The sequence below is a fragment of the Dorea sp. ICN-14282 genome, from assembly GCF_037890115.1.
GTDB classification, from domain to species: domain Bacteria; phylum Bacillota; class Clostridia; order Lachnospirales; family Lachnospiraceae; genus Dorea_B; species Dorea_B phocaeensis.
In genome coordinates this window covers 832219-844422 of record NZ_JBBKBH010000001.1, presented here as the reverse complement: position 1 = coordinate 844422, position 12204 = coordinate 832219, and the positions used below count along the sequence as shown (strand labels likewise).

The 12204-nt window shown below is 43.6% G+C and carries 13 protein-coding genes; 11 read left to right on the top strand and 2 right to left on the bottom strand.

Annotated elements, in window-relative coordinates:
• Positions 1-16 precede the first annotated feature (16 nt).
• Together WKT00_RS04020 and WKT00_RS04015 are read right to left on the bottom strand one after the other, a co-directional pair.
• Positions 17-493 carry a hypothetical protein gene (locus WKT00_RS04020; protein ID WP_173814390.1) on the bottom strand — a complete coding sequence of 159 codons (477 nt, stop codon included), beginning with the start codon at positions 491-493 and terminating at the stop codon, positions 17-19.
• Between the two features lie 36 nt (positions 494-529).
• The gene (locus WKT00_RS04015) at positions 530-727 is read right to left on the bottom strand and encodes a hypothetical protein (protein WP_173814389.1); all 198 of its coding nucleotides are present in this window, start codon (positions 725-727) and stop codon (positions 530-532) included.
• A 173-nt stretch (positions 728-900) separates the two neighbouring features.
• On the opposite strand from WKT00_RS04015, the gene WKT00_RS04010 reads away from it, so the two are divergent.
• The 11 genes from WKT00_RS04010 to kdpB all read left to right on the top strand — a co-directional run bounded on the left by WKT00_RS04010 (position 901) and on the right by kdpB (position 12194).
• Positions 901-1650: a phosphatase gene (locus tag WKT00_RS04010; RefSeq protein WP_173814388.1), complete on the top strand. Its 750-nt coding sequence runs from the start codon at positions 901-903 to the stop codon at positions 1648-1650.
• A gap of 61 nt (positions 1651-1711) precedes the next feature.
• Complete coding sequence (locus tag WKT00_RS04005) at positions 1712-2008, top strand: YerC/YecD family TrpR-related protein (protein WP_101694038.1); 297 nt, start codon at positions 1712-1714, stop codon at positions 2006-2008.
• Between the two features lie 146 nt (positions 2009-2154).
• Positions 2155-2343 carry a hypothetical protein gene (locus tag WKT00_RS04000; protein WP_173814387.1) on the top strand — a complete coding sequence of 63 codons (189 nt, stop codon included), beginning with the start codon at positions 2155-2157 and terminating at the stop codon, positions 2341-2343.
• Positions 2344-2477: 134 nt separating this feature from the next.
• Complete coding sequence (locus WKT00_RS03995) at positions 2478-3809, top strand: TrkH family potassium uptake protein (protein ID WP_101694040.1); 1332 nt, start codon at positions 2478-2480, stop codon at positions 3807-3809.
• A gap of 14 nt (positions 3810-3823) precedes the next feature.
• Positions 3824-4471: a potassium channel family protein gene (locus tag WKT00_RS03990; RefSeq protein WP_101694041.1), complete on the top strand. Its 648-nt coding sequence runs from the start codon at positions 3824-3826 to the stop codon at positions 4469-4471.
• Positions 4456-4626: a hypothetical protein gene (locus tag WKT00_RS03985; protein ID WP_159459837.1), complete on the top strand. Its 171-nt coding sequence runs from the start codon at positions 4456-4458 to the stop codon at positions 4624-4626. The genes WKT00_RS03990 and WKT00_RS03985 overlap by 16 nt, the downstream gene beginning before the upstream one ends.
• Positions 4627-4665: 39 nt before the next feature.
• Complete coding sequence (locus WKT00_RS03980) at positions 4666-7302, top strand: sensor histidine kinase (RefSeq protein ID WP_101694042.1); 2637 nt, start codon at positions 4666-4668, stop codon at positions 7300-7302.
• Positions 7295-7996, top strand: a complete 702-nt coding sequence (locus WKT00_RS03975) for a response regulator (protein WP_101694043.1) — start codon at positions 7295-7297, stop codon at positions 7994-7996. The genes WKT00_RS03980 and WKT00_RS03975 overlap by 8 nt, the downstream gene beginning before the upstream one ends.
• Before the next feature lie 231 nt (positions 7997-8227).
• Positions 8228-8365, top strand: coding sequence for a hypothetical protein (locus WKT00_RS03970; protein WP_173814321.1), 138 nt, complete (start codon positions 8228-8230; stop codon positions 8363-8365).
• Positions 8366-10081, top strand: coding sequence for a potassium-transporting ATPase subunit KdpA (kdpA, locus tag WKT00_RS03965; RefSeq protein WP_173814385.1), 1716 nt, complete (start codon positions 8366-8368; stop codon positions 10079-10081).
• A 55-nt stretch (positions 10082-10136) separates the two neighbouring features.
• Positions 10137-12194 (top strand): potassium-transporting ATPase subunit KdpB, encoded by a 2058-nt coding sequence (gene kdpB / locus WKT00_RS03960; protein ID WP_173814384.1) that lies wholly within the window; start codon positions 10137-10139, stop codon positions 12192-12194.
• Positions 12195-12204 lie beyond the last annotated feature (10 nt).

The window sequence follows — 12204 nt, the reverse complement described above, 5'->3', positions numbered from 1 at the left end:
CCGGCAGTATGTGTGATTAACACATCACAATAATCTTTCGTGGTGTTGTCTGGGGCGGGATACTTCTGGTTGTGGCAGTGTAGTAAACCAGGAGATTGTGCCCGCCTGGATTGCAGGTGAAACGCTGACCGTTGGCAGTAACGATTTCTGTGCCCATTCCGATATTCAGCTGAAGAGAACCGTCGGATGCTTCCAGATCATTCCCAAAGAAGCCGGCATAGATAGTTTCATTTTGATTCCTCCGGCTGATAATCTCCGCTTGATATCTAGGAGGATAGATCAGGGGGATTGGGAGAGAGGCGTCATAGAATGCCGTGATTGGCATACCGTTTTGCAGACGGATTTGACCGGGGATATAGGTGCCGGCACCTATAATAAAGTTGTGAATACCATCGGAGTTACGGATGGTAACCTGTTGTTCGCAGCAATCTTCGCTGAATCCCTGGATATTTTGGATGATACCGCTTATAGGAACCAGATTTTGAGTAGGCATAGGAACACACTCCGTTTTTGATTAGTATATGCGGAATTATTTGGTGTGTTCTTCCGGTTTGATGTTAGCAGCTTTTGCGCAGGGCGGAAGAAAATGATAGAGCTCTTCGTAAGATTCTAATTCTGCTGTAGATATAGGCTCTGATGGAATCAGGCCGGTACAGTCCTGAGAGGAAGCAGCGTTAGAGAGATAGTCATATGCGTCTATGATTTTCTGATTTTCTTTGTCTTTCATGGATGAGTACCTCCGTAATTGTCAAAAATATATTTGAAAGTATGATTTGGTTATTGATTATGAAAATAGAATGTGTAGAAAAAGAAGCGGGTATACTGTATAATATTTCCAGAAAGGAATGTGTTTTGAAAATACCAAATCTACAAAAGGAAAAGAGAAAGAAGGAATTTGTTATGAAGATAGAGATTGACACTCATTCCCATACGCTGGCCAGCGGTCACGCTTACAATACCATTCGGGAGATGGCGCAGGCAGCATCTGAAAAAGGGTTGAAAGCGCTGGCGATTACCGAGCATGCACCGAAGATGCCGGGAAGCAGCCATCTGTATTATTTTCAAAATTTAAAGGTAGTTCCTAGACGGATGTATGGGATTGATCTGCTGCTGGGTTCAGAGCTGAATATCTTAAATGAGAAAGGAGAAGTAGATCTGCCTCAGGACGTACTGTCAACGCTTGATCTTACGATTGCCAGCATGCACATGCCTTGTTATGAAGGTTCAAGAGATAAGGAGAGAGTGACAGAGGCCTATCTGACAGTGATGGAGAATCCATATGTGGATATTATCGGACATCCGGATGACGGGCGGTTTCCAGTGGATTTTGAGGCATTGGCAAAACAGGCGAAGCGGACGGGAACACTCTTGGAAGTAAATAATGCGTCTTTGAATCCAACAGGATTTCGGAAGAATACGAAACAAAACTGTCTGGAAATGTTAAGAATCTGCAAAAAGTGCGGTGTCATGGTAGTGTTGGGCTCAGACTCTCATGTGGATGCAGACATTGCAAGGTATCCTTATGTGGAGGAAGTACTCAGAGAAACAGATTTTCCGGAAGAACTGATTGCCAATACTTCTTTTGATAAATTTCAAAGGATTTTGAAGCGAAACTTGAACGGAGCGTCAAAAGGAGAGAAAAAACTATAGACTTTATGAATTTAGTGTGTTAAAATACTAATAGTGATTTTGTTACGGAGGAGATAATAATATGAGTAAAAAAATAAGAACGGAATCCGTAGACTATCTTTTTAGTGCTATATTAAGTCTGAAAGATAAAGAAGAATGCTATACATTTTTCGAGGATATTTGTACGATCAATGAGTTGTTGTCACTTTCGCAGAGATTTGAGGTTGCCAAGATGCTGAGAGAGCACAGAACCTATTTGGAGATTGCGGAGAAAACGGGGGCGTCTACCGCGACAATCAGCAGGGTGAATCGGTCGCTGAATTATGGAAATGACGGTTATGATATGGTATTTGAGAGAATTAATGATAACATAGAGTAATCATAGAACAAAATGTTGAGAGGACAGGCTGTCTGGAATATATTCCAGACGGTCTTTTTCTTTATCCTATTTTAACAGGATTAGCATTGTTATTATCCCTATATTTATCTGTTTGAGTTTATGCTTGAGATAGGGAGGAAGAGAAGATGATGCATATGATGGGCAGGATTCATAAGATAGAAAGAAAATTTAATGCAAAAGCAGAGAGGCTGGCATATCGCCATCCAGTTTGGTCCTTTTTAATGGTGTTTGTAGGAATGCCGATATTTGTGCTGGCGGCTGTTTGCATCGGAACGGTGTTGATTGTATTTCCAACGGCATTTCTATTCGGATAGAATGATGATTAATATATCCACATTAACAGAATCTTTATGCAGTCTTAATATTGTCATAGACTTACTTATACGTTCTTTATTTTCTTTATAGCATAATTAAGAAGCTATAAAGAGATGTTAAGGAAGGATGTATTATGAATTTTCGGAATGGGAAAAAGCTGACATCATTTCAGGTAATTGTATACGGCTTTGCGCTGGTAATATTAACGGGAAGTCTGTTTCTGATGCTTCCGATGGCGACAAGAGACGGGCAGGGGGCCTCGTTTTTGGATGCAATCTTTACATCAACATCGGCGGTGTGTGTAACCGGGTTGGTAGTACATGATACAGCGACATACTGGAGCGCATTTGGACAGACGGTTATTATTCTGCTGATTCAGATTGGCGGAATGGGTGTGGTGACAGTGGCAGCTGCAGTGACAATGGTATCAGGGCGGAAGATCGGACTGATGCAGAGAAGCACTATGCAGGAGGCGATTGCAGCGCCAAAGATGGGAGGAATTGTCCGGCTGACGGGGTTTGTGCTAAAGGCGACGCTGGTGATTGAGTTAATAGGAGCAGCAGCCATGTCTCAGGTGTTCGTTAAGGAATACGGGCTGGTGAAAGGAATCGGATATTCCTTGTTCCATTCGATTTCGGCATTCTGTAATGCAGGATTTGATTTGATGGGAGAGAAAGAAGCCTTCTCTTCACTGATTTCTTATCAAAACAATCCAGTTATTAATATTACGATTATGCTTCTGATTATTATTGGTGGAATTGGTTTCCTGACATGGGATGATATTCGTACGAATCGATTCCATTTTCATAAATACCGGATGCAGAGTAAGGTAATTCTTACAATGACGAGTATATTGCTCCTGCTTCCGGCACTGTACTTTTTCTTTTTTGAATTTGCAGATATTCCGGCGGGCGAGAGAGTATGGGTGTCATTATTTCAGTCGGTGACACCAAGAACAGCAGGTTTTAATACGGCTGATCTGACACTGTTAAGTGAGGTCGGTCAGATGATTATGATTCTTTTGATGCTGACCGGTGGCGCGCCGGGATCTACGGCCGGCGGTATGAAGGTAACTACGGCAGCGGTACTGTTGAAGTCGGCACAGGCGGTGTTCTGCAGAAGTCAGGATACTCATTTTTTTCGGCGAAGAATTCCATCTGAAGTGGTTCGACATGCGGCAACGGTATTTTTAATGTATCAGATGCTGTTTTTGGCAGGAGGGCTGGTGATCAGTAAACTGGAAGGCCTTCCAGTGATTACATGTCTGTTTGAGACGGCGTCGGCAATCGGTACGGTAGGTTTATCCCTTGGTGTGACGCCGGGACTTGGTATGATCTCAAGATTTATTTTAATAACGCTGATGTTCTTCGGAAGAGTAGGCGGTCTGACATTGGTATTTGCAACCTTATCTGGTACGCATCCACAGATATCAAAACTTCCGGAGGAAAAAATTACGGTGGGATAGAGGAGAAAGAAATTATGAAGTCAATACTGTTAATAGGAGTAGGAAGATTTGGAAAACATATTGCATTAAAATTAGGGGAACTGAATCATCAGGTCATGGTAGTGGACAAACAAGAGGAGCGGATTAACGCTATTCTTCCATTTGTGACAAACGCGCAGATTGGGGATAGTACCAATGAGGAGTTTCTGCAGTCTCTTGGAATACGTAATTATGATGTCTGTATTGTGGCAATAGGAAATGATTTCCAAAGTTCCCTGGAAACCACCTCTTTGTTAAAAGAAATGGGAGCGAAAATGGTGGTTTCCAGGGCAGCAAGGGATGTACAGGCAAAGTTTCTATTAAGGAACGGGGCCGATGACATTGTGTATCCAGAAAAACAAGTGGCGAACTGGACGGCAATCCGTTACAGCGCCGATCATATTCTAGACTACATTGAACTAAGCAGCAATTATGCCATTTTTGAAGTTACCATTCCGAAGAATTGGATCGGGAAGACAGTAGGGGAAATTGATATTCGTAATAAGTACAGTATTACGATTATGGCGGTAAAGAAAGAAGGAAAAATGGATCTTACCGTTTCTTCTTCAACAGAGTTTGAGACGGACGAAACAATGCTGGTACTGGGACGATATCAGGATGTTAAAAAATGTTTCCACATATAGAAAAAGAGGTGTTAGGCATGCAGGAACTCTTATTAATTCTGTCATTAATCGGTTTCGCGGTATATGGCTATCGTTTGATGGGAAAGGTTGACTGTTTTGTGGAGGAGAATCAAGAAAGAACACAGGATGACAATCGGAAGGAAGATGTGTTATAATTTTCCAAAATAAAAGCGGCATCTGTAGGGGGAAGAACCATGGAAAGAACGGGAGCTCTAAAAATATATTTTGGCTATGCAGAGGGCGTTGGAAAGACCCAGGCTATGCTGCAGGAAGCGCGGGATGCAAAGACACGCGGTAAAGATGTAGCGGCAGGCTGTATTGAGATTAGGAGACATGAGGGAACCCAGGAATTACTCCAGGGACTGGAAGTGATTGGTTCTATGAAAATGGCGGGACAAGAACCGGATGGCGGAGATCTCGATTTGGATCAGATTCTGGAGCGAAGACCACAGATTTTTCTGGTGGATGATCTTGCTCATGTCAATGCAGAAGGGAGCAGGCATGCCAGGCGCTATCAGGACGTGAAGGAACTTTTGGCCGCAGGAATAGAAGTTTGGACAACGCTTAATGTTCAAGAATTGGAAAGCCTGAACGATGTGGTAGTATCTATTGCGGGGCGTGAAACGCCGGAGCGGATTCCAGATGAGATCTTTGAACTGGCACAGGAGGTTGTGCTGGTAGATTGTGAGCCAAGCCGGTTGATGAAGCGTGTCAGCGATAATGATATCTGTGGAGTAGGACAAAGGAGATATGGAGGAGCAGATTTTTATACGATTGAGAAATTGACTTCCTTTCGGGAAATTGCCATGCTTCGGTGCGCGGACCGTTTGGATAAGAGGCGTAGACAGGAAGAACTGGATAGAGGGAAAAACACGATAGGGAAAGATCATATTTTGGTGTGTCTATCTTCATCACCTTCCAATGCAAGAATTATCCGTATAGCTTCGAGGATGGCAGAGGCCTATCATGCATCGTTAACTGCGCTGTTTGTGGAGACGACAGATTATCCTGCATGGCCGGAAAAGGATAAGGAACGGCTGAGGTTTAATATCCATCTTGCAGAACAACTGGGAGCAACGGTTGAGACGGTTCATGGAGAGGATGTCCCTTATCAGATTATTGAATTTGCACGGATGTCAGGAGTGTCTAAGGTAGTAGTCGGAAGAAGCAGAAAGGGGAAAAGGACGCTGTTTCGTCAACCTCTTTTGACGGAGGAATTGATTCAGAAGGCGCCAAATCTGGGCGTTTATATTATTCCGGATTATGTTCAGGAATCTTACCATGAGAAACGGAGCCTGCAGCGAACGAACCTGATCGTTTCTTTGAGAGACATAGGAATCAGTGTGCTGGTATTGCTCTTGACAACGCTTTTGGGATTTGGATTTGCTGGATGGGGGTTCAGTGAGGCAAATATTATTACCATTTATATCCTAGGAGTACTGGTGATTTCGGTAATCACGTCAGGAAGAGCGTACAGTATTGTGGCATCGGCAGTAAGCGTACTGGTATTTAATTTCTTTTTTACCGATCCAAAGCTTACCTTCCGGGCATACGATAAGAGTTATCCAGTGACATTTTTAGTAATGTTTTTGGCGTCTTTTATTACAGGATCGCTGGCTACGAAGATGAAGAATCATGCAAAGCAGGCGGCACAGGCAGCATTTCGTACGCAGACGTTATTTGACACGAATCAGCTTCTACAGCAGGCAGAAGGGAAAGAAGAGATCATAGAAGCTGCCGCAGGACAGATTAAGAAACTACTTGGGATGGATGTGATCGTATATCCGGCAGAGAATGGAGAATTGCAAAATCCTCAAATCTTTCCGGTGGCAGAGCGGTTAAAGGATCCGGCTTGTGTTTCAAAAGAAGAAGCAGAGGTGGCTGAATGGGTGTATCGGAATAACAGGCATGCAGGAGCCACAACGGACACCTGGTCTCATGCGAAATGTCTCTATCTCGCGATCCGTGTCAATGCGCATGTATATGGCGTAGTAGGAATTACAGTCGGCGAGGAAGAGCTGGATTCGTTTGAACACAGTGTTCTGCTTTCTAATTTGGGGGAGTGTGCACTTGCTCTTGAAAATGATCAGAATGCCAGGGAGAAGGAAGAAGCTGCAGTCATGGCAAAAAATGAGCAGCTTAGAGCCAACATTCTGCGGGCGATTTCGCACGATCTGCGAACGCCGCTTACATCGATTTCTGGAAATGCAAGTAATTTAGTGTCTAACAGTGAAAGTTTCACCGAAGAAATGAAGCAGGCGATTTATAAGGATATTTATGAAGATTCCATGTGGCTGATTGATTTGGTGGAAAATCTGCTTGCTATCAGTAAAATTGATGAAGGGCGCTTAAATATCCAAAAGTCTTCAGAATTGATGGATGAGGTTATTTCCGAGGCGCTTCGGTATTTGGAACGCAGGAAACGGGGACATATTATAGAAGTACATAGTACAGAAGAATTTTTGCTTGCAAAGATTGATGCAAGATTGATTGTGCAGGTGATTATTAATTTGGTAGATAATGCCATTAAATATACTCCGGAAGGGTCTGTGATCCGAATTTTGACAAAGAAGCAGGGAAAAGAAGTGATTGTCCGGATAGAAGACGACGGACCGGGTATTTCTGATGAGGCCAAGAACCATATTTTTGAAATGTTTTATACAGGCGGCAATCAGGCAGTAGACGGCAGGAGAAGTTTGGGATTGGGGCTTGCGCTGTGCCAGTCTATTATCAATGCCCATGGAGGAGAGATCAGTGTGTCGGATGTCAAACCGCATGGAACCGCATTTACATTTACATTACCGGCAGGGGAGGTAGAATTACATGAATAAAGCATCAATACTGGTTGTAGAGGATGACGCGCCAGTTAGAAATTTGATTACGACAACATTGAAAACCCATGAATATCGTTATCTTACGGCAACTACAGGAGAAACGGCAATTATGGAAGCATCCTGCCATAATCCGGATATCATTCTTTTGGATTTGGGGCTTCCGGATATGGACGGCGTTGAGGTGATTCAAAGGATCAGAACTTGGTCTAACTTGCCGATTATTGTGATCAGCGCCAGAAGTGAGGACTCGGATAAGATTGCAGCGTTGGATGCCGGAGCAGATGATTATCTAACAAAACCATTTTCAGTGGAAGAACTGCTGGCAAGGCTTCGGGCTACACAGAGGAGGCTGTCGGTGGTTCAGAATGAATATTTGACGGTAGATTCTGTTTTTACCAATGGAGAATTGCGGGTGGACTATGCGGCAGGCTGTGCATATCTGGGAGAAGAAGAACTGCATCTGACTCCAATCGAGTATAAATTATTATGTCTGCTTTCCAAAAATGTAGGAAAGGTATTGACTCATACCTTTATTACACAGAAAATTTGGGGCAGCAGTTGGGACAATGATATTGCATCTCTCCGGGTATTTATGGCGACGCTTCGTAAAAAGTTGGAGAATAGGCCAGATTCTCCGCAGTATATTCAAACCCATATTGGCGTAGGATATCGAATGGTTAAGATTGGGTAAGAGATTTTAAATTTTGATAATGAAAACACTATGTATGAAACATCAGGTTTGTCGCGTACAAGAAATATGCGCGGCAGACCGGGTGTTTTTTTATTCTGATAGTATCGTAGGTTAAGTCGCTTTATTAGCTTCGTTTATGCAATTTTAATGTACCCTTTGTTTTTCATAACACTACTTTTATTTCAAAGATGATAAAGTGTGGTATGCAATGAAGAAAGGAGATGGATAACAATGATGGATATCCTTATGATTTTGATACTGGTTCTTTGTTTTGGCAGTATCAAGATACTAACTGACTGGTGCAACAGGCAGATTCGAACGCCGGGCAGACCGGAAAGAGAGAATGAGAACAAGGTGGAGGGAAGATAAATGGCACAGATCATAGTAACACTTGCTCTGTATCTGGTATTAGTAATTCCAATGGGAACCTATTTATATCATATAGCGGCAGGAGAAAAAACCTTTGCAGACCCAGTATTTAACCGTGTGGATAATGCCATCTATAAGGTTTGTCGAATTACGCGGGAGGGAATGAACTGGAAACAATATACATTACATCTTTTGATGACCAATGCGGTAATGGTGGGAGTAGGATATCTGGTACTTCGACTCCAAAGTGTATTGCTGGCGAATCCGAATCAGATTGAGGGAATGGAACCAACCCTTTCTTTTAATACGATCATCAGCTTTATGACCAATACCAATCTGCAGCATTACTCCGGTGAGTCAGGACTTTCTTATCTAAGCCAGATGCTGGTTATCATTTTTATGATGTTTACATCAGCAGCAACCGGATATGCAGCCTGCATGGCATTCTGTAGAGGATTGGCAGGAAAGAGAAAGGATGTCGGGAACTTTTACGAAGATGTGGTACGAATTGTAACCAGAGTACTGGTTCCAATTTCAATTATCGGAGGACTGCTTTTGATCTGGCAGGGAGTTCCAGAGACCTTTCAGGCAAATCAGACAATTGAAACGATAGAAGGGAAATTGCAGGATTTGGCTATGGGACCGGTAGCGGCGCTTGAGATTATCAAACATTTGGGAACTAACGGAGGCGGATTCTTCGGAGCTAACTCGACAACCCCGTTTGAAAATCCAACGATTATTACGAATTTGATTGAACTGTATTCCATGATGATTCTTCCGGGCGCATGCGTAATTGTATTTGGAAAAATGACGAGAAAGCGGAAGAAAGAAGAAGGTCGGCAGAAACGCCGCATCTTTGGAAATCAGGGACGAACTATTTTTGCAGCCATGTCCATTTTATTCCTGGTGGGCTTAACTTTATGTTTCTTCTCAGAAAGTGCAGGCAATCCTGTGATGGAAGCTGCAGGCGTCAGCCAGAGTATGGGAAGCATGGAAGGAAAGGAAGTCCGGTTTGGCGTTGCCCAGTCGGCGCTCTTTACTACGACTACTACATCCTTTACAACAGGAACCGTTAATAATATGCACGATACGTTGACGCCTCTTGGAGGAATGGTTCCTCTTCTGCACATGATGCTTAACTGTGTATTCGGCGGAAAGGGCGTAGGATTAATGAATATGATTATGTATGTGATTCTTGCAGTCTTCCTTTGCGGGCTTATGATCGGCCGGACACCGGAGTATCTAGGGAAGAAAATTGAAGGAAAAGAAATGAAGCTGGTAGCGTTGGTACTGATCATTCATCCGCTTCTAATCCTTGGTTTCTCCGCATTGGCAGTAGCGACAAGCGGTGGCTTGGCTGGGATTACCAACGAGGGATTCCATGGACTGACACAGGTATTGTATGAATTTGCATCATCCGCAGCGAATAATGGTTCTGGCTTTGAGGGACTGGCAGATAATACATATTTCTGGAATATTACGACGGGGCTTGCCATGTTCTTTGGCCGTTATGTGGCGATCGTTGCACAATTGGCAATTGCAGGAAGTCTGCTTGCGAAGAAGCGGGTCAATGAGACGGTAGGTACACTTCGAACGGATAATACAATATTCGTAATTATACTGGTTGCAGTGGTATATATTTTCGCAGCGCTGACGTTCTTCCCAGCGCTTGCATTAGGACCAATTGCAGAACACTTGACGCTATGGATGTCATAGAGAAAGGTCCAATTAAATGGGAAGATTGTTTCGTGAAGAAAGGATATAGATAGAGATGGCAAGACAAGAAAAAAGGACAAAATTTATTACACAGGACATTCTGAAAAGCTCACTGATCGGAGCTTTTCAGAAGCTGGATCCGCGATATATGGTGAAAAATCCAGTAATGTTCGTGGTGGAGGTTGGATTCGCAGTTGCGTTGCTGTTAACTATCGCACCGACTCTGTTTGGAGATGAAAGCTCACTTCGTATTTATAATGGAATTGTGGCGTTTATTCTATTTGTGACAGTGTTGTTTGCGAATTTTGCAGAGTCGGTGGCCGAAGGAAGAGGAAAGGCACAGGCAGAGACGTTAAAGAAGACAAAAAAGGATACTATGGCGACATTGCTTGCAAAGGATGGAACAGAAAAAGTAATTCACGCATCTGAATTAAAAAAGGGAGATGTCGTAATCGTACGAACCGGAGAAATGATTCCAAATGACGGCGAGGTCATCGAGGGAATTGCATCTGTAGACGAATCGGCCATTACCGGGGAGTCAGCGCCGGTGACGAGAGAGGCAGGAGGCGACTTTTCTTCCGTAACAGGTGGAACAACGGTGGTTAGCGACTGGCTGAAAGTTCGAATTACTTCTGAGCCGGGACAATCCTTCCTGGACCGAATGATTTCTCTGGTTGAAGGGGCGTCTAGACAGAAGACGCCAAATGAGATTGCGCTTGGAATTCTTCTAATCAGTCTGACTATAATCTTTATGATTGTGGTGGTAACCCTTTATTTTTTTGCCGGATATTCAGGGGCCAAGATTCCGATTGCAACGATGATTGCGCTTTTGGTCTGCCTGATTCCTACTACGATTGGAGGATTGCTGTCTGCGATTGGAATTGCAGGAATGGATCGAGTGACAAGATTTAATGTTATCGCCATGTCAGGGAAAGCAGTAGAGGCCTGCGGCGATGTAGATACCATGATTTTAGATAAGACGGGAACTATTACTTACGGAAACCGGCTGGCGGCAGATTTCCGTCCAGTAGAAGGAAAATCAAAAGAAGATCTGATAGATTACAGTGTAATGACTTCTCTGTGTGATACAACGCCAGAGGGAAAATCGGTGGTAGAACTTGGCAGAACTTTGGGAACCCGAATCGGAGATGAAGCGAAGGATCAGATGGAATTCGTAGAATTTACAGCGCAGACCAAGATGAGCGGAGTGAATCTTGCAGATGGAACACAGGTGAGAAAAGGAGCCAGTGAGGCAATTCAAGAGTATGTGAGGGCAAAAGGCGGTCAGATCCCGAAAGATTTAAACGGAATCGTATCAGAGATTTCTACGTTAGGGGGAACTCCTTTGGTCGTATGCGTCGAGGGGAAAATTTACGGTGTAATCTACCTGAAGGATACGGTGAAACCAGGACTAAGAGAACGATTTGAAAGGCTGCGGGAAATCGGAATTAAGACGATTATGTGTACAGGAGATAATCCGCTGACGGCAGCAACCATTGCAAAAGAAGCCGGTGTGGATGGGTTCATTGCAGAATGTAAGCCAGAAGATAAGATTACTGAGATTCAGAAAGAGCAGGCAGAAGGTAAGATTGTTGCCATGACGGGCGATGGAACCAACGATGCGCCAGCGCTGGCACAGGCAGATGTAGGTTTGGCAATGAATAGTGGGACGACGGCAGCCAAAGAGGCGGCAAATATGGTCGATCTGGATTCTGATCCGACAAAGATTCTTGAAGTGGTAGAGATAGGAAAGCAGCTGTTGATTACCAGAGGCTCATTGACAACCTTTAGTATTGCCAATGATGTGGCTAAATATTTTGCTATTATTCCGGCTATGTTTACAATGGTGATTCCGCAGATGGAGATTTTGAACATTATGCATCTGTCTACGCCGTTCAGCGCTATTTTATCGGCTTTGATCTTTAACGCAGTGATTATTCCGTGCCTGATACCGATTGCGATGCGCGGTGTGAAGTATAAACCGATGCGTTCGGAGAAGATGCTGATAAAAAATATCGGAATCTATGGACTTGGCGGTATCATCGTTCCGTTTATTGGAATTAAACTGATTGATCTGATTGTGACGCCGTTTTTGGCAATGATTGGATTATAAGATAGGAGAA